The 18,086-nt window shown below is 65.2% G+C and carries 12 protein-coding genes; 6 read left to right on the top strand and 6 right to left on the bottom strand.

Translation table 11 applies throughout. The features are described from left to right. Positions 1-39: 39 nt before the first annotated feature. Positions 40-3,807: a methionine synthase gene (metH, locus tag AC1DIX_RS15415; RefSeq protein WP_477325464.1), complete on the bottom strand. Its 3,768-nt coding sequence runs from the start codon at positions 3,805-3,807 to the stop codon at positions 40-42. A 296-nt stretch (positions 3,808-4,103) separates the two neighbouring features. On the opposite strand from metH, the gene AC1DIX_RS15410 reads away from it, so the two are divergent. Further along, positions 4,104-4,334, top strand: coding sequence for a BrnA antitoxin family protein (locus AC1DIX_RS15410; protein ID WP_442124040.1), 231 nt, complete (start codon positions 4,104-4,106; stop codon positions 4,332-4,334). A gap of 96 nt (positions 4,335-4,430) precedes the next feature. Here AC1DIX_RS15410 and fmt read toward each other — a convergent pair whose 3' ends face one another. Then, positions 4,431-5,378, bottom strand: coding sequence for a methionyl-tRNA formyltransferase (gene fmt, locus AC1DIX_RS15405; RefSeq protein ID WP_477325462.1), 948 nt, complete (start codon positions 5,376-5,378; stop codon positions 4,431-4,433). 11 nt (positions 5,379-5,389) lie between these two features. After that, a complete protein-coding gene (gene def / locus AC1DIX_RS15400; protein WP_442124038.1) occupies positions 5,390-5,926 on the bottom strand; it encodes a peptide deformylase in 537 nt (178 codons plus the stop codon). Between the two features lie 273 nt (positions 5,927-6,199). Here def and AC1DIX_RS15395 point away from each other — a divergent pair, with 273 nt between their 5' ends. The 5 genes from AC1DIX_RS15395 (at position 6,200) to AC1DIX_RS15375 (ending at position 13,238) form a co-directional block, all read left to right on the top strand. Further along, entirely contained in the window at positions 6,200-7,336 is a 1,137-nt protein-coding gene (locus AC1DIX_RS15395) for a LysM peptidoglycan-binding domain-containing protein (protein WP_477325459.1), read from the top strand. Between the two features lie 88 nt (positions 7,337-7,424). Then, on the top strand, positions 7,425-8,549 hold the full coding sequence (gene dprA / locus AC1DIX_RS15390) for a DNA-processing protein DprA (RefSeq protein ID WP_477325457.1): 1,125 nt from the start codon (positions 7,425-7,427) through the stop codon (positions 8,547-8,549). 107 nt (positions 8,550-8,656) lie between these two features. Further along, positions 8,657-9,124, top strand: coding sequence for a Smg family protein (locus AC1DIX_RS15385; protein WP_477253843.1), 468 nt, complete (start codon positions 8,657-8,659; stop codon positions 9,122-9,124). Between the two features lie 264 nt (positions 9,125-9,388). Next, positions 9,389-12,070 carry a DNA topoisomerase III gene (locus AC1DIX_RS15380; protein WP_477253845.1) on the top strand — a complete coding sequence of 894 codons (2,682 nt, stop codon included), beginning with the start codon at positions 9,389-9,391 and terminating at the stop codon, positions 12,068-12,070. Between the two features lie 232 nt (positions 12,071-12,302). Continuing rightward, positions 12,303-13,238 (top strand): bile acid:sodium symporter family protein, encoded by a 936-nt coding sequence (locus AC1DIX_RS15375; protein ID WP_442124033.1) that lies wholly within the window; start codon positions 12,303-12,305, stop codon positions 13,236-13,238. A 61-nt stretch (positions 13,239-13,299) separates the two neighbouring features. On the opposite strand, the gene AC1DIX_RS15370 is transcribed toward AC1DIX_RS15375, so the two are convergent. Genes AC1DIX_RS15370 through AC1DIX_RS15360 form a run of 3 tightly spaced genes read right to left on the bottom strand, consistent with a single transcriptional unit; the run spans position 13,300 to position 18,032 of the window. Further along, entirely contained in the window at positions 13,300-13,506 is a 207-nt protein-coding gene (locus AC1DIX_RS15370) for an addiction module protein (RefSeq protein ID WP_477325455.1), read from the bottom strand. A 46-nt stretch (positions 13,507-13,552) separates the two neighbouring features. Continuing rightward, positions 13,553-17,134, bottom strand: coding sequence for an ABC transporter permease/M1 family aminopeptidase (locus AC1DIX_RS15365; RefSeq protein WP_477325453.1), 3,582 nt, complete (start codon positions 17,132-17,134; stop codon positions 13,553-13,555). Positions 17,135-17,138: 4 nt separating this feature from the next. Further along, positions 17,139-18,032 (bottom strand): ABC transporter ATP-binding protein, encoded by an 894-nt coding sequence (locus AC1DIX_RS15360; protein ID WP_442124030.1) that lies wholly within the window; start codon positions 18,030-18,032, stop codon positions 17,139-17,141. Positions 18,033-18,086 lie beyond the last annotated feature (54 nt).

The raw sequence follows: 18,086 nt of genomic DNA, 5'->3' as shown, positions 1-18,086 counted from the left end.
CACGTCGTTCCCGCTTTCGCGGGAATGACGGCTCAGGCGTTACAGGTTCGGCGCCAGATAGCGCTCGACATCTTCCTTCGGCAGCCCGCGGCGCGCCGCCATGTCGTCCAGCTGGTCCTGCCCGATCTTCCCGACCACGAAGTACTTCGACTCCGGATGCGAGAAGTAGAAGCCCGACACCGCCGCGCCCGGGTACATGGCGAAGGATTCCGTCAGCTGCATGCCGATCTCCTCGGCCTGCAGGGTCTTGAACAGCTCGGCCTTCACCGTGTGCTCCGGGCAGGCCGGATAGCCCGGCGCCGGACGGATGCCGACATAGGCTTCCTTGATCAGCTGCTCGTTGCTGAGCTTTTCCAGCGGCTCGTAGCCCCACAGGTCGGTGCGCACGCGCTCGTGCATGTACTCGGCAAAGGCTTCGGCCAGGCGGTCGGCCAGGGCCTTGACCATGATCGACGAGTAGTCGTCACCCTCGGCTTCGAAGCGCTTCTCGATCTTCTCGGCGCCCAGGCCGGCGGTCACCGCGAACATGCCGATGTAGTCGGCCACGCCGGATTCCTTCGGCGCGATGAAGTCGGACAGGCACTGGTTCGGACGCTGCACGCCGTCCACCACCGGCTTCACGCCCTGCTGGCGCAGGCCGTACCAGGTGAAGGCGACTTCGCTGCGCGATTCGTCGGTATAGATCTCGATGTCGTCGTGGTTGACGCTGTTCGCCGGCAGCAGGGCGACGGCGCCGTTCGCCGTCAGCCAGCGTCCGTCGACGATCTTCTTCAGCATCGCCTGGCCTTCCTCGAACACCTTGGAGGCCGCTTCGCCCACCACCTCGTCGCTGAGGATGGCGGGGTAGGGGCCGGCCAGGTCCCAGGTCTGGAAGAAGGGGCCCCAGTCGATGTAGCGCGCCAAGGTGGACAGCTCGACGTTCTTGAAGACGCGGCGGCCGATGAACTTCGGCTTTTGAGGCGCGTAGTCGAGCTTGGCCTTGTTGGCGCGCGCCTGTTCCAGGCTCACCATCGGCAGCGCCTTCTTGTTGGCGTGCTGCTCGCGGATGCGCTCATAGTCGCCGGCCAGTTCGGCCACGTAGGCGTCGCGCGTGTCCGCGGTCACCAGGGCCTGGCCCACCGACACCGAGCGCGAAGCGTCCGGCACGTACACCACCGGGCCTTCGTAATGCGGTGCGATCTTGACCGCGGTGTGGGCGCGGCTGGTGGTAGCGCCGCCGATCAGCAGCGGCACCTGGCGCTCGCGGAACCAGGGGTCGCGCTGCATCTCGCGCGCCACATAGGCCATCTCTTCCAGCGACGGCGTGATCAGGCCGGACAGGCCGATGATGTCCGCGTTCTCTTCCTTGGCCTTGGCCAGGATCTCGGCGGCGGGCACCATCACGCCCATGTTGACGATCTCGAAGTTATTACATTGCAGGACCACCGAGACGATGTTCTTGCCGATGTCGTGGACGTCGCCCTTCACGGTCGCGATCACCATCTTGCCCTTCGGTTTGGCGACGATGCCGGTGCGGCGTTCCTCTTCCGCCTTTTCCTCTTCGATGAAGGGGATCAGGTGGGCCACGGCCTGCTTCATGACGCGCGCCGATTTCACCACCTGGGGCAGGAACATCTTGCCCTGGCCGAACAGGTCGCCGACGATGTTCATGCCGTCCATCAGCGGGCCTTCGATCACCTGGATCGGACGGCCGCCTTCATTCGCGATTCCAGCGCGCGCTTCCTCGGTGTCCTCGACGATCCACTGGGTGATGCCGTGCACCAGCGCGTGCGCCAGGCGCTTGCCGACCGGCGCCTCGCGCCACTCGAGGTTCGCTTCCTGTTTATTCCCGCCGGCCTTCAGGGTGCCGGCGAATTCGATCATGCGCTCGGTGGCGTCCTTGCGGCGGTTCAGCACCACGTCCTCGACGCGCTCGCGCAGCTCGGCATCGAGATCGTCGTAGACGCCGATCATGCCGGCGTTGACGATCCCCATGGTCATGCCGGCCTTGATCGCGTGGTACAGGAACACGGTGTGGATGGCTTCGCGCGCCGGGTCGTTGCCGCGGAAGGAGAAGGACACGTTCGACACGCCGCCCGACACCTTCGCATGCGGCAGGTTCTCGCGGATCCAGCGGGTCGCGTTGATGAAGTCGACCGCGTAGTTGTCGTGCTCCTCGATGCCGGTGGCGATCGCGAAGATGTTCGGGTCGAAGATGATGTCTTCCGGCGGGAAGCCGACCTTCTGCGTCAGCACGTCGTAGGCGCGCTTGCAGATCTCGGTCTTGCGCTCGAAGGTGTCGGCCTGGCCCTTTTCGTCGAAGGCCATCACGATCACGGCGGCGCCGTAGCGGCGGCACAGCTTGGCCTGGCGCAGGAATTCTTCCTCGCCTTCCTTCATCGAGATCGAGTTGACGATGGCTTTACCTTGCACGCACTTCAGGCCGGCCTCGATCACGCTCCACTTCGAGGAGTCGATCATGATCGGCACGCGCGAGATGTCCGGTTCGGAGGCGATCAGGTTCAGGAAGCGGGTCATGGCCGCCTGCGAATCCAGCATCGCCTCGTCCATGTTGATGTCGATGACCTGGGCGCCGTTCTCGACCTGCTGGCGCGCCACCGACAGCGCCTCGTCGAACTGCTCGTTCAGGATCATGCGCGCGAAGGCCTTGGAGCCGGTCACGTTGGTGCGCTCGCCGACGTTCACGAACAGCGAGGCGTCGTCGATGGTGAAGGGCTCCAGGCCGGACAGGCGCAGCGCGGTCGGTACCTCCGGCACGGTGCGCGGCGCGGCCTTGGCCATCACGTCGGCGATCGCCTTGATGTGTTCGGGCGTGGTGCCGCAGCAGCCGCCGGCCACGTTGATGAAGCCGGCTTCGGCGAACTCTTTCAGCAGCGCCGAGGTGTCGGCCGGCAGCTCGTCGAAGCCGGTGTCGCTCATCGGATTGGGCAGGCCGGCGTTCGGGTAGATGCACACATAGGTGTCGGCAATCGTCGACAGCTCCTGCGCATAGGGACGCATCAGGGCCGCGCCCAGCGCGCAGTTCAGGCCGATGGTCAGCGGCTTCGCGTGGCGCACCGAGTTCCAGAATGCCGGCACGGTCTGGCCGGACAGGATGCGGCCCGAGGCGTCGGTGACGGTCCCGGAAATCATCAGCGGCAGGCGCGGCGTCTGCGGATGCTCGTCGAAGTACTGGTCGATCGCGAACAGGGCCGCCTTGCAGTTCAGGGTGTCGAAGATGGTCTCCACCAGCAGCAGGTCGACGCCGCCGTCGACCAGGCCGCGCAGCTGCTCGTAATAAGAGCTCACTAATTGATCGAAGCTGACGTTGCGCGCGGCCGGGTCGTTCACGTCCGGCGAGATCGATGCGGTCTTCGGGGTCGGGCCGAGGGCGCCGGCGGCGAAGCGCGGCTTGTCCGGGGTCGAATACCTGGCGCAGGCGGCGCGCGCCAGTTTGGCGGCCTCCACGTTCATCTCGTAGACCAGCTCCGCCATGTGGTAATCGTCCTGGGCGATGCCGGTGGCGCCGAAGGTATTGGTTTCGATGATGTYGGCGCCGGCCGCGAGGTAGCGCTCGTGGATCTCCTGGATGATCTGCGGCTGGGTCAGGTTCAGCAGCTCGTTATTCCCCTTCACGAACAGCTCGCGTGCTCCGCTGCCGGCAGGCGCGGCGAAATCCCGGAAGCGTTCGCCGCGGTAGGCCTGTTCGTCGAGCTTGTACTGCTGGATGATCGTGCCCATCGCCCCATCGAGGATCATGATGCGGCGCGCAAGGATCTCGCGCAGATGGGCGTCGGCGGGGGAATAGGTCGGGGCAGCGGTGTTCATCGTCGGTTTCCGGGAGGGTTTTACAGAGGCGGGTCTTCGATTATACCTTTACTAGCAGAGTTTGTTCGGCTGTCAAGCGGAGGCTGCCGAAGGCCTCCGTGTAAAGACGTTTGTAACCTTATGTATCAGAAGTCACATTGTTACAGTACGATACAAAATGAGGCTTATTAGCAATTTCCCGGATACATACAGGGACGACAATTAATTCCCATGGAGCCGCCGCTGGCGCGGCCCCTAGTCCAAATCGAACGGAATGTGCGGACCCGTCGTCCGCCGCCTCAATGGGAAGAATTGCAATGAACAAAGAATACGTGCCTGAATGGGACCAGCCGGCAACCCGCACTGAAGAAAGCACCGCCAACAAGAACGCCGCCAGCGGCGTGAAGCAGATTGTGACGATCCGCCTGGACGTCGACATGCTGGAATGGTTCAAATCGGCAGGCCCGGGCTACCAGACCCGCATCAACCAGGTCCTGCGCGAGTACATGGAAGCCAATCGCGTGCGTGCTCAGGTAGAGCAGCACTAAGATGCAGGGTGTGATTGATGCAGGGCATCGATCACGAAGCCCACGAAAGATGTGAATGTGTAAAGGTGGGCATGGAGTGCCCACCCTATGTAGCAATTATTCGAACGACACGCCGTCGAACGAAAATCCCTTCAGGAACTCTCCCGCCGCCAGGCGCTTGCCGCCCGGTTTCTGCAGTTCCGTCAGGCGCAGCGCGCCTTCCCCGCAAGCCACCACGATTCCCTGGGCATCCGCCGCCAGCACCTGGCCGGGCCGGCCTTTGCCGTCGACCGCCTGCGCATTCCAGATCTTGATGGTCAGGCCACCCGCCTGCGCATGCGCACCCGGGAAGGGATTGAAAGCCCGCACCTTGCGCGCCAGTTCGGCAGCGGGGCGCTGCAGGTCCAGCTTCGCTTCTTCCTTGCTGATCTTGGCGGCGTAGGTCACGCCTTGTTCCGGCTGCGGCACGGCGTCCAGGCCGCCTTCCGCCATCTTGTGCAAGGCCTCGACGATCATGCGGCCGCCCATCGCGGCCAGCTTGTCGTGCAGGCTGCCGGTAGTGTCGGTGTCGAGGATGGGCAGGCGCTCCATCGACAGCATCGGGCCGGTATCCAGGCCTTCTTCCATTTCCATGATGGTGACGCCGGTCTCGGCATCGCCGGATTCGATCGCGCGGTGAATCGGTGCCGCCCCGCGCCAGCGCGGCAGCAGGGAGCCGTGGATATTGATGCAGGGCTTGATGTCGAGGGTGGAGCGCGGCAGGATCAGGCCATAGGCCGCGACCACCATCACGTCATAGCTGGTGGCCAGCAGGCGTTCGTGGGCGGCTTTCGCCTCCTCGGCGCGCTGGGCATCCCTGGCATCCATGCGCAGCGACAGCGGCTGCAGCACCTCGATGCCATGGGCCAGCGCGACCTGCTTGACGGCGGAGGCTTGCAGCTGCATGCCGCGCCCGGCCGGACGGTCCGGCTGGGTCAGCACCAGGGGAATCTCGACACCGGCGTCGATCAGGGCGCGCAGGGCACAAGCGGCAAACTCCGGCGTGCCGGCGAAGACGACCTTCATGCGAGCCGCCATCAACGGCGGCCGGCGGCCTTCGGACCGCTGTTCTGGTGGGCGCGCTCTTCCTTGAGCAGCTTGGTCTTGATGCGGTTGCGCTTGAGCGGCGACAGGTATTCGACGAAGACCTTGCCCATCAGGTGGTCCATCTCGTGCTGGATGCATACCGCCAGCAGGCCGTCGCATTCCATCTCGAAAGGCTTGTTGTGCTGGTCGACGGCCTTGACCTTCACGCGCGCCGGACGCTCGACGCCGTCGTAGACGCCGGGCACCGACAGGCAGCCTTCGTCGTAGACCTGCTTTTCCGGGCTCGACCAGGTGATTTCCGGGTTGACGAATACCAGCAGCTGGTCGTGGGTTTCGGTGACGTCGATCACGATCACGCGCTCGTGCACGTCGACCTGGGTCGCAGCCAGGCCCACGCCGGGGGCGTCATACATGGTCTCGGCCATGTCCTCGACCAGCTTGTGCAGGCGCTCGTCGAATTCGGTGACCGGTTTGGCCACTTTGTGCAGGCGCGGGTCGGGATAGCGAAGGATGTTCAGTAAGGCCATGGCTCTCTATTTACTCTGTTTATTCTGTCGTAATGCGTAGATGGGGTGTCCGTCACGCCCGTTCAAGCCTGTACAATTGTTTCCGCACAGACACAAAAGCAACACGCCGCGCCTGTGGCAGGACGCGGTTGTCTTGCTAGTTCAGGGATTTGTGGGCAGAATTTGATTCAGTTCGGCARCCCTTCGGTACAACAAGCTTTGATCCGGCGTGCGGTCAGCGAGTCGATTGCCAGGAACTTATCTGTGTTTTAGCCGCACTTTACGGACTCTTTGATGAAAAATTTTAGCACAGGCGTCGTCCGATCGCTCACGGTCCGCAGCGCCGCCGCCGCTCTTGCATCTGCCGTTCTGGCCATCCCGGCCCTGGCCGCTCCCGCCGCCGGCCCCCACTGCAGCTTCCGCCCGAACGCGCCCGACCAGCACGTGGTCGTCAAGCGCGATACGCTTTGGGATATTTCTGGCAAGTTTCTCGAGCATCCCTGGTGCTGGCCCCAGGTCTGGGGCATGAACCGCGACGAGATCCGCAACCCGCACTGGATCTACCCCGGCCAGATCATCTATTTCGACCGCGCCCACGGCCGCCTGACGCTCAGCAAGCCGGGCGCGGGCGGCGCCGGCGCCGACGCCGGCCTGCCGCCGGTGACGAAACTGTCGCCGCAGATCCGCACCGAGGAAATGGAGCGCGACGCCATCTCCTCGATTCCCTCGAGCGCGATCGAGCCCTTCCTGACCCAGCCGCTGGTGGTCGAGCCGCGCGAGCTGGATGCCGCGCCGCGCATCGCCGCGACCCCGGAAACCCGGGTCTACCTGGCCGAAGGCGACCGCGTCTATGTGCGCGGCCCCCTGAACGGCGCCGCCAATTTCCAGGTCTTCCGTCCCGGCAAGGAACTGATCGACCCCGATACCGGCAAGGTCGTCGCCCACGAGGCTGCCTATGTCGGCTCGGCCAGGCTGGTGAAGGAAGCCGGGCCGGGCGTGGACGTGCACATCTTCACGGTCACCAGTTCGGTGCAGGAAATGGGTGTCGGCGACCGCCTGCTGCCGACCCCGGCCGTCCCGATGCGCAACTACGTGCCGCACGCGCCGGAGCGGCCGGTCACGGCGCGCATCATGTCGATGGCCAGCGAATCGAATTACGCGTCGCAGAACCAGGTCGTGACTGTCAACCGGGGCGCGCTTGACGGACTCGATGTCGGCTCCGTGCTGCAGCTCTATCATCTCGGGAAGACGATCCAGGACCCGGGCGGCAGCAAAGGCTTCCTCGGCTTCGGCAAGTCGAGCTTGAGGATGCCGGACGAGCAGTATGGCGAACTGTTCATTTTCCGGGTGTTCGGCCATGTCTCGTATGGACTGGTCATGCAAGTGACGTTGCCGGTGGAAATAGGCGACGTGGCGAAATCACCGGAGTAATCCCGCCGTGCAGGACACGGACTTCCACCCCTCGCACAAGACGGCCGCTGCAGACGATCCAGCGGCCGTCGCGTTTCTGGCGTCACCCATGAGCGACGCAAGGCTGGCGGCCTGGCTGCGCCTGGAGCGGGCGAGCGGCATCGGCCCGCGTACCGGCATCAAGCTGATCGAGGCCTTCGGCAGCATCGACGCCGTGTTCGGCGCCGGCCAGGCGGCCTTGGCGGCGCATGTGAACCCGGCCCAGGCAAGGGCGCTGCTGGCGCCCGCCCCGGCCGAGCTCGAGCGCCTGGTCGAGGCCACGCTGCGCTGGCGCGAGCGGCCCGGCCACCGGGTGCTGGGGCTGGGCGAGCCCGGCTATCCGGAACTGCTGGCCCAGATTCCCGATCCGCCCTTGCTGCTCTATATAAAAGGGCGTGTGGAATTGCTGGCATCGCCCATGCTGGCGGTGGTCGGCAGCCGCAACGCCAGCGCCCAGGGCAAGGCGAACGCGCTGGCCTTTGCCGCGAGCCTGTCCGGTGCCGGCCTGTGCATCGTCTCCGGCCTGGCGCTGGGGATCGACGCCGCCGCCCACGAGGGCGCGCTGACGGGGCCCGCCTCGACCGTCGCCGTGATCGGCACCGGACCGGACCTGGTCTATCCGGCGCGCAACCGCGCCCTGTGCGAGCGCATCGGCGTGGAAGGCTGCATCGTCAGCGAATATCCGGTCGGCACGCCTCCATTGCCAGGCAATTTCCCGAAGCGCAACCGGATCATCAGCGGGCTGGCGGCCGGGGTGCTGGTGGTCGAGGCGGCGGCGCAGTCCGGTTCGCTGATCACGGCGCGCCAGGCGGCCGAGCAGGGCAGGGAGGTGTTCGCGATCCCGGGTTCGATCCATGCCGCGCTGGCCAAGGGCTGTCATATGCTGATCCGCGAAGGCGCCAAGCTGGTCGACACCGCGGCCGACGTGCTGGAGGCGATGGCGATGTCGCCGCTGGCGCGCTGGGCGTCGCCGGAGGCGCCCCGTTGCGCCGCCCGCTGCGATGCGCCGGACGCCGCGCTGGCCGGCAGCGACGCCCTGTTGGCCGCGCTCGGCCATGACCCGGTCGAGCCCGATATTTTGCTGGCATCGCTGGGCATCGGCCCCGCATTATTGAGCAGCCAATTGCTTGCGCTCGAGCTCGCCGGAATGGTCGAACGCCAGCCAGGTGGCAGGGTGCAAAGAGTGGTGAAGTAAGTAGAGAAGCGGATAAGGCCGATAAACAACGGTGATGTTTCTGGACGGCAGTGGACCTTGTGACGCACTTGTGCCGGGGCGAACTTAGCTGCTACAGTAGCGTCACCATGTTCGACATTCTAGTCTACCTCTACGAGACGTATTACCGTCCCGATGCCTGCCCCGAGCCGGCCGCTTTGGCGCGCAAGCTGTCCGCCGTCGGTTTCGACGATGTCGAGATTTCCGAAGCGCTGGACTGGCTGAACGGTCTCACCGAAATGGCCGGCACCACCAATCCGGCCCTTGAATCCAGCGGTACCCGTTTCTATATTTCGCAAGAAGTCGATGCCCTCGGCAGCGCTGCCGTCGGCTTCATCCAGTTCCTTGAGCTGGCCGGCCTGCTTACCGCCTTGCAGCGCGAGATCGTCATCGAACGCGCGCTGGCGCTGGACGAATCGCCGGTCACGCTGGGCAAGCTGAAGATCATCGTCCTGATGCTGCTGTGGAGCCAGGGCAAGGAGCCGGACGCGCTCATGTTCGACGACCTGTTCGGGGCCGACGAAGACGAAGACGCCGAACCGCGCTTGCTACACTGATATTTCACAATCGTCATGACGAAAACGGGGCTGCGGCCCCGTTTTTTCTTGCAATAAGGCAAGATGAGGCGTATTTTCGCTCAGCAGACGGGAGGCAGAGTCTACTTGCGGAGTGCGCGTCAACCCGCTTATCATTTGCGGCTACTTGTTAATTGTTACCAATAAGCTATCAACGGACGGGACTCCAGGGGATGCGATCCTGATCCGTGCGGCCGCCGTCATGTATGATGCGCGTGCCGCGACCACCGAATATAGAGAAACCATATGACCAAAGCCCTCATCATTGCCGAGAAGCCCTCCGTGGCGAACGACATCGCCAAGGCGCTCGGCGGCTTCACCAAGCACGATGAGTATTTCGAATCCGACGAATACGTCCTGTCGTCCGCGGTGGGCCACCTGCTCGAGATCGCGGTGCCGGAGGAGTACGACGTCAAGCGCGGCAAGTGGAGCTTCACCCACCTGCCGATGATCCCGCCGTACTTCGCGCTGAACCCGATCGCCAAGACCGAATCGCGCCTCAAGGTGCTGAACAAGCTGATCAAGCGCAAGGATGTCACGACCCTGATCAACGCATGCGACGCGGGCCGCGAAGGTGAACTGATCTTCCGCCTGATCGCCCAGAACGCCAAGGCCAAGCAGTCGGTCAAGCGCCTCTGGCTGCAGTCGATGACGCCGAACGCGATCCGCGACGGCTTCGCCCACCTGCGCAGCGACGAAGAGATGCTGCCGCTGGCCGACGCCGCGCGCTGCCGCTCGGAAGCGGACTGGCTGATCGGCATCAACGGTACCCGCGCCATGACCGCCTTCAACTCGAAGGAGGGCGGCTTCTTCCTGACCACCGTCGGCCGTGTGCAGACCCCGACCCTGTCGATCGTGGTCGAGCGCGAAGAGAAGATCCGCAAGTTCGTGCCGCGCGATTACTGGGAGGTGCGCGCCGAGTTCGTCTGCGCCGCCGGCGTCTACGAAGGGCGCTGGCTGGACACGAATTTCAAGAAGGACGAGAACGATCCGGAAAAGCGCGCCGAGCGCCTGTGGAGCAAGGCCGCCGCCGAATCCATCGTCGTCGCCTGCCATGGCAAGCAGGGCATCGTCACCGAGGAATCGAAGCCGACCACCTCGATGGCGCCGGCCCTGTTCGACCTGACCTCGCTGCAGCGCGAAGCCAACGGCCGCTTCGGCTTCTCGGCCAAGAACACCCTGGGCCTGGCCCAGGCGCTGTACGAGAAGCACAAGGTGCTGACCTATCCGCGTACCGATTCGCGCGCGCTGCCGGAAGACTACATCGGCACGGTCAAGGACACCCTGGGCGTGCTGAAGGAAAACCCGAACTACCACCAGTTCGCCAAGCAGATCCTGGATAAAGGCTGGGTCAAGCCGAACAAGCGCATCTTCGACAACAGCAAGATCTCGGACCACTTCGCGATCATCCCGACCGGCGTGGTGCCGAAGAACCTGTCCGAGCCGGAACAGAAGCTCTACGACCTGGTCACGCGCCGCTTCATGGCCGTGTTCTTCCCGGCCGCCGAGTTCCTGGTCACGACCCGCTATACCGAAGTCTCGGGCCACCAGTTCAAGACCGAGGGCAAGGTCATGACCAACCCCGGCTGGCTGGCCGTGTACGGCAAGGAAGCCGCCGGCGACGACAAGGACGGCGCCAGCCTGGTGCCGGTCGCCAAGGGCGAGAAGGTGCTGGCCGACAAGGTCACGCCGAACGGCCTGGTGACCAAGCCGCCCGCACGCTACAACGAAGCGACCCTGCTGTCGGCGATGGAAGGCGCGGGCAAGCTGGTCGATTCCGACGAGCTGCGCGACGCCATGGCCGGCAAGGGCCTGGGCACGCCGGCGACCCGCGCCGCCATCATCGAAGGCTTGCTGACAGAGAAATACCTGCTGCGCGAAGGCCGCGACCTGATCCCGACCGCCAAGGCCTTCCAGCTGATGACCCTGCTGCGCGGCCTGGGCGTGAACGAGCTGACCGCGCCGGAACTGACCGGCGAATGGGAATACAAGCTGTCGCAGATGGAGAAGGGCCAGATCTCGCGTGAAGAGTTCATGCGCGAGATCGCGCAGATGACCCAGATCATCGTCAAGCGCGCCAAGGAATACGACAACGACACCATTCCGGGCGAGTACGCGACCCTCAAGACGCCGTGCCCGAATTGCGCCGGCGTGGTCAAGGAAAACTATCGCCGCTTCGCCTGCACCAAGTGCGATTTCTCGATGAGCAAGGTGCCGGGCGGCCGCCAGTTCGAGATCGAGGAAGTCGAGGAACTGCTGAAGAACCGCACCATCGGCCCGCTGCAGGGCTTCCGCTCGAAGATGGGCCGTCCCTTCGCCGCCATCCTGCGCATCGTGCGCGACGAGGACATCCACAACTACAAGCTGGAGTTCGACTTCGGCCAGGACCAGCAAGAGGGCGAGGAGGGCGAAGGCGTCGACTTCACCGGCCAGACCCCGCTCGGCCCCTGCCCGAAATGCAATGGCGGCGTCTACGAGATGGGCCTGGCCTATGTGTGCGAACACCAGGTGGCCAAGCCCAAGACTTGCGACTTCCGCAGCAGCCGCATCATCCTGCAGCAGGAGATCCTGCCGGAGCAGATGGCCAAGCTGCTGAACGAAGGCAAGACCGACCTGCTGCCGGGCTTCATCTCGCAGCGCACGCGCCGCCCATTCAAAGCTTTCCTGGTGCGCGGCAAGGACGGCAAGATCAGCTTCGAATTCGAGGAGCGCAAGGCCAAGCCGGGCGCCAAGGGCAAGGCTGCGGGTGCCGACGAGGGCGGAGACGAGGGCGGCACGGCGGTAGTGGCCAAGACGGCAGCCAAGACCGCCGCCAGGAAGACGGCGGCCAAGACGGTTGCCGCCAAAAAGCCTGCCGCCAAGGCAGTGGCAGCCAAGAAGCCGGCGGCCAAGCGTGCCACGGCGGCAAAGAAGGCGGTTGGCGAATAAGACCAGCTGTTTCCCATAAAGGAACGCAGGCTTTGGCCCGCGTTTTTTTGCTGTTCGCGCCATGTATGGAATCTTTTCCGCAATGTCCGGCCAGGCCGTCACGCCCGGCGATGGCTGGGAAAGCTTCTGCGCCAATTCAGAAGCTGAGCCGATAAATCGACAGTGCCTATAAGCATTACCGATGGAGGCGTGTTACGCTCTTCCAGGATTCGTCATCGGAAAGTGAACACGCGTGAAGGCACTGGAAAAAGTCAGCAGTTTTGTAGGCAGAACATTTTCGGCCTGGGTCCTCCTGTTCGCCTGCTTCGGCTTTTTCGCGCCCCAGCTGTTCACGGGCCACAAGGCCTGGATCACGCCCCTGCTCGGCATCGTCATGTTCGGCATGGGGCTGACCCTGTCGGCGGCGGATTTCCGGGAAGTCTTCCGCCGGCCGAAGGACGTCGCGATCGGCGTCGTCGGCCACTACCTCATCATGCCCGGCATCGCTTACGTGCTGGCGGTGGCGCTGCGCCTGCCGCCGGACATCGCCGTCGGCGTGATCCTGGTCGGCTGCTGTCCCAGTGGCACGGCCTCCAACGTGATGACCTTCCTGGCGAAGGGCGATGTTGCGCTCGGGGTGTCGATCGCCTCGGTGTCGACCCTGGTCGCGCCGCTCGCCACGCCGGCCCTGGTGTCCCTGCTGGCCGGCAAATGGATGAGCATTAACACGCAGTCCCTGTTCCTGGATATCGTGCAGGTGGTCATCGTCCCCATCCTGCTGGGGATCGTCGCCAAGACCCTGTTCCGCCGGCAGGCGGCGGCCAGCGTCAAGGTCCTGCCGCTGGTGTCCACGGCGGCCATCGTGGTGATCGTCGCCATCGTCGTTGCCCTGAATCAACCCAAGCTCGCGACCGGCAGCCTGCTGATCCTGGTGGCCGTGGTCCTGCACAATCTGCTGGGTTTCGCGCTCGGCTACCTGTTCGCCAGGATGTTCGGCATGGACCTCGCGAAGCGCAAGGCGGTCATGCTGGAGACGGGCATGCAGAATTCCGGACTCGGCGCCGCCCTGGCGGCCGCGCACTTCAGTCCCCTGGCGGCGGTGCCGAGTGCGCTGTTCAGCGTCTGGCACAACCTCTCCGGTTCCGTGCTGGCGGCCTGGTTCGCGCGCAGGACCGATACCCGGGCATAAAAAAACCGCGAATCGCTTCGCGGTTGTTTCAAGGTCTGCCACAAGCCGCGGCAGCGGCGGATTACTCCCGCCAGTCTTCCTTCAGCGCGCGGATCGCCGCCTCGCCGTTACGGATCGCCTTCACGCGGCGCACGATCTCGGCGCGCCAGGCTTCGTCGGCGTCCTGTTCCGCCTCGTCGCTGTCGGTCAGCAGCAACTGCAGCAGCTCGCGTTTTTCCGCTGGGGAAAGCTGCTGGATCTGTGCGGCCAGTTCGGCGACGGTAGACATCCTCATACTCCTAACAGGAAATTGTGACCAGATAATAACGTGAAGTTTATTGCGTGTCGACAGGGACCATATTATCCGTTGGTTTCCTGTCGATCAGCTTGTTATCGGGGTCGATGCCGGCCCTTGCCGGGCGGCCGTCGACCACCAGCACGACGGTCTGCTGGCGGCGCTCGACCAGGCGGCGCTCGCGTGCCAGCGGGTTGCCGTTTTCGTCGTCGACGCCGAATTCGATCCAGTCCTTGAGCGGCACCTCGCGTTCCTCGCCCAGTTCGCCGGCGCTCACCTTGCCGGCGGTGGCGCGGATCGTCACCTCGTATTTGCCATCCTTGCGGCGGCGCGCGCTGGCGCTGTCGGCGCGGTTCCCGTACAGCACGATGGACTCGAACAGGTCGTCGATCAGGTAGGCCTTGTCCGCCGGCGTCACCGCGCGCAGCCTCTCGATCAGGGTGGTGACGGTCGGGTAGGGCGCCCCGCGGAAGGCGTATTCGGCCAGCAGCTGGCGCAGCACGCCGTTCACGGTTTCCTCGCCCACCAGGTCCTGCAGCAGGTACATCGCCAGGCTGCCCTTGCGGTAGTGGATGTAGGGCTGGTCCTCGTTCTGCGCCAGCGGCAGTTCGCGCTTGCGTTCCGTCGCCCGGCCCATCAGGTATTCCTCGAGGTCGTAGCGCAGGAAGCGCCGCATCTTGCTGGAGCCGAAGCTGCGCCGCATAGTCATCAGCGCCGTGTATTCGGCCAGGCTCTCCGACAGCACGGTGGCGCCGCGGGTGTCGGCGCCGATCAGCTGGTGCGCCCACCACTGGTGGCCGACTTCGTGGGCGGTCACGTAATACGGGTAGTCGATGTCCTTGCGCGATTCCGGATCGACCTTGGCGATGAAGCCGGCGCTCTCCGAGAACGCGATGGCGCCCGGCGCCGCCTGGGCATACGAGGCATAGCGCGGGAACTCTGCGATGCGCAGCTCGCGGAACTGGTAGGGAGCGAAGTGCTTCGTGCCGTATTCGAGGGCGGCCTTGGCGCCGCTGATCATGCGGTCGACGTTGAAGTCGTGGCCGGGCTGGTAGTAGACGTCGATCGTCACATCCTGCCAGCGGTCGTGCCGCACTTCGTAGCGCGCCGACTGGAAGGTATAGAAGTTCAGGATCGGCTTGTCCATCCGGTAGTGGAAGTAGTGGCGGCCCTTGGCCATCCACTCGCTGTCCAGGGTGCCCGGCGCCACCGCGATCTGGTCGAGCGAGGTGGAGACCACGGCGTCGAAGCGGATCCAGTCGGCGTCGCCGCCGAGGTAGTTGCTGGCGCGCGCGCTTTCGTCCTCGCGCGTCGCCATGCGCTCCTTCGGCGCCAGGCCGTGGCGCTTGCGGTCGCGGTCGTCCTGCAGTTCGACGTTGTGCTGGTAGCCGACGTGGGGCAGGAGCGCGTTGCTGAAGAAGGTGCCGTTGCCCACCACCGCCGTGTCGCGGCCCAGGCCCAGCACGCCGCCCGGCGCATCCTCCAGTTCGAATTCGAGGGCGATGCGCGCGCCCGCCGCCAGCGGCGTGGCCAGGGTGTAGCGGTAGAAGCCGCGCTTGGCGTCGGCCGACAGCAGGCGCACCGGCTGCGAGAAGCGCGGACGCAGCACCGGGCCGGGCTGCTGGGTCAGGACCAGTTCCGAGATCGGCGCGCCACTGCGGTTCTCCAGCTGGTAGGCGCCCTTCACCTTCAGGGTGCGGGTGGCCGGCATGATGTCGACCTGCAGGTCGACGTCGGTGATGCGCGGCTGCGCGAGTTTCGCGTAGCGGTGGTAGCGCAGTTCGTACTCGGCGCGCAGGCGGTCTTTGGTCCAGGCGGATTGGTAGGCGCCCACGTGTTCCAGGTTGTACCAGAGCAGCGCGCCGGACCCCAGGAACAGCAGGGCGCCCAGGCCGAAGGCGCCCAGCACGCCCGGGCTCAGGCGCTGGCGCGCCAGCTGCAGGCGGTCGTGGAAGCGGTCGGTCACGCCGCGCGGCCACAGCACCAGCGCGGCCGCCAGCAGCACCAGCGCGGCGCCGCCCCAGTACACCAGCAGTGCGCGCTGCAGCGCCAGGTGGTGGCCGAAGCCGTTCATCGCCGAATAGGTCACGTCCGGCAGCGCGCCGTACAGCAGCATCGGGTGATCCAGGCCCAGCGTGGACAGGGTGATGCTGGCCACGTAGTACAGCACCAGCACGAAGTAGCCGAGGTATTTGTGGTTGAGGATGGCCTGGACCGCGACCGCCAGCACCGCCACCAGCGCGTACTTGGGCAGCAGCACGCCGAACAGGGTGAACAGGTAGAGGCCGGGCTCCAGCGCCACGTAGCCGCGGAACAGCTGGATCAGCATCCCGCACACCATCGCCACCAGCAGCAGCACGGCCTGCAGGCCGACCAGGGCCAGGGTCTTGGCCGCCAGCGGCAGCCAGCTCGGCACCGGCATCGCGTCCAGCATCTGGGCCATGCGCGATTCGCGTTCGCGCCAGACCATTTCGCCGGCATAGAAAGTGGTGACGATCAGCAGGAACACCGCGAACACGTCGCGGATCAGGTCCAGCACCATGTAGGTGACCGGATAGGTGGTGGTGCCGTAGATGGTGCCCAGGTCGAGCGAGCTGACCACCAGCACCAGCACGCCGGCCAGCGCGATCACGGCAAAGTAGACGTTCTTGACCGACTCGCGCAGGTTGAGCCAGGTCGATTTCAGCAGCAGCAGGCCCAGGTTGCGGGCGGCGAAGTCGGGCGCCTCGCGCGTGCTGGCGGCCGGCTGGGGCGTGGCCGCCGCGGTCTCGCCTTCGCCGCGCGCGGCCGCGCGCCGGGCCGGCGGGCTGGAGACGAAGCTGAAGCGCCAGTAGCCGAGCAGCAGCACGACCAGCGAGAAGGCCGACCAGATCAGGCGGTTCGCCAGGTAGACGCCTTCGAACGGGACCATGCGCGTGTTGCGCTCGGCGATGGTCCAGTATTCGGTCAGGCGGATCAGGGCGGTGGTGCCGAAGGGGTCGATCAGGGCCGCCAGGGTCTTGTAGTCGAGGTCGCGCGCCAGCGAGGGCGCCACCAGGTAGCCGATCATCATCACCACGCCGGCCACGTACACCGGCAGCATGCGCCGCGTCAGCGCCGCCAGCACGAAGAAGATGGCGCCGAAGATGAACAGGTTGGGCAGCAGGGTCAGGAAGTAGGGCGCCAGGTAGGCCAGCGCCGAGAACGGCCCGACCCGCGACGGGTCGACGCCCGGCAGCAGGGTCCCCAGCAGGTTGCCCAGCACGATCGAGGAATACACCACGGCCATCGTGGCCAGGGCGCCGAGGAAACGCCCGAACACGTAGGCGGACTTCGGGATCGGCGCGCTGAAGAAGAAGTGGTGGGTTTCGTATTCGAAGTCCTGCTGCACCGAGCGGCCCAGCATGGCGGCCGCCACCACGATGCCGAAGCAGCCCAGCAGGGCCACGGACAGCGCCACCTGGCGCGGACCGTTGACCAGCACCCGGCCGCCGAAGGAGACCGTGAATTCCTTGAAGGCGCCGCCGGACGCGGCCACCCACAGCATCGCCAGCGCCAGGAAGGAGGCGAAATAGACCCAGGTCGAGAGGAGCTTCAGGCGCTGCCGGGCCTCGAACAGCGCAATGGCGTAGAGCGCGCGCATGAACTCAGCAGTTTCCCGCCGCCGCATTGTGGCGGCCGGCAATGGTGGCGAAGTAGACGTCTTCGAGGGTGGGGTGGACGGGTTCGAAATCGTCGCCCGGATAGCGCTCGGCATACACGTGGATCATCGGGCGTCCGCTCAGCAGGCGGGTCGAGATCACCGTATGGCGCTTCTGGAAGGCGAGCAGCTCGGGCTTGCTGACGAAGCGCGCCCAGATCCTGCCTTCGATGCCCTCGATCAGCCTGGCGGGCTCGCCGCACAGCAGCACGTGGCCCTTGTTGATGATCGCCATGTTGGCGCACAGGTCGGCGACGTCGGACACGATGTGGGTGGACAGGATCACGGTCTTGTCCTGGCCGATGTCGGACAGCAGGTTATGGAAGCGCACCCGCTCCTGCGGGTCGAGGCCGGCGGTCGGCTCGTCGACGATGATCAGCTGCGGGTCGCCCAGCAGGGCCTGGGCGATGCCGAAGCGCTGCTTCATGCCGCCCGAGAAGGTGCCGAGGCGCTGGTCGCGCACCTCGAACAGATTGGTCTGCTGCAGCAGGCCGTCGACCACTTCGCGCCGGCGGGCGCGGTTCGCCAGGCCTTTCAGCTGGGCGAAATGGTCGAGCAGTTCGTAAGCGGTCACTTTCGGATAGACGCCGAAATCCTGCGGCAGGTAGCCGAGCAGGCGGCGCACCTCGTCCTTTTCGTCGAGCAGGTCGATATCGTCCAGGAACACCGAGCCGGAATCGCATTCCTGCAGGGTGGCCAGGATCCGCATCAGGGTCGATTTGCCGGCGCCGTTCGGCCCGAGCAGGCCGAACATCCCGGGCGGGATGCTCAGCGTGACCCCGTCCAGCGCCACCACGCCGTTGGCGTAGGTCTTGGACAGGTTGCGGATTTCTAATTCCATAGTGAGAATCTGCGTATTTTGATGACTATTGCATTGTATTAAAAATGAGCGCCA

This window comes from Massilia sp. 05N420, assembly GCF_056397205.1.
This window is presented reverse-complemented; position numbering and strand designations above follow the sequence as displayed.

What these genes read in the sequence shown, in the direction of transcription:
- AC1DIX_RS15410 (WP_442124040.1), top strand. Translation starts at nt 4,104, where the DNA reads ATGAACAAAGAATACGTGCCTGAATGGGACCAGCCGGCAACCCGCACT.
- fmt (WP_477325462.1), bottom strand. Translation starts at nt 5,378, where the DNA reads ATGAAGGTCGTCTTCGCCGGCACGCCGGAGTTTGCCGCTTGTGCCCTG.
- def (WP_442124038.1), bottom strand. Translation starts at nt 5,926, where the DNA reads ATGGCCTTACTGAACATCCTTCGCTATCCCGACCCGCGCCTGCACAAA.
- AC1DIX_RS15395 (WP_477325459.1), top strand. Translation starts at nt 6,200, where the DNA reads ATGAAAAATTTTAGCACAGGCGTCGTCCGATCGCTCACGGTCCGCAGC.
- dprA (WP_477325457.1), top strand. Translation starts at nt 7,425, where the DNA reads ATGAGCGACGCAAGGCTGGCGGCCTGGCTGCGCCTGGAGCGGGCGAGC.
- AC1DIX_RS15385 (WP_477253843.1), top strand. Translation starts at nt 8,657, where the DNA reads ATGTTCGACATTCTAGTCTACCTCTACGAGACGTATTACCGTCCCGAT.
- AC1DIX_RS15380 (WP_477253845.1), top strand. Translation starts at nt 9,389, where the DNA reads ATGACCAAAGCCCTCATCATTGCCGAGAAGCCCTCCGTGGCGAACGAC.
- AC1DIX_RS15370 (WP_477325455.1), bottom strand. Translation starts at nt 13,506, where the DNA reads ATGTCTACCGTCGCCGAACTGGCCGCACAGATCCAGCAGCTTTCCCCA.
- AC1DIX_RS15365 (WP_477325453.1), bottom strand. Translation starts at nt 17,134, where the DNA reads ATGCGCGCGCTCTACGCCATTGCGCTGTTCGAGGCCCGGCAGCGCCTG.
- AC1DIX_RS15360 (WP_442124030.1), bottom strand. Translation starts at nt 18,032, where the DNA reads ATGGAATTAGAAATCCGCAACCTGTCCAAGACCTACGCCAACGGCGTG.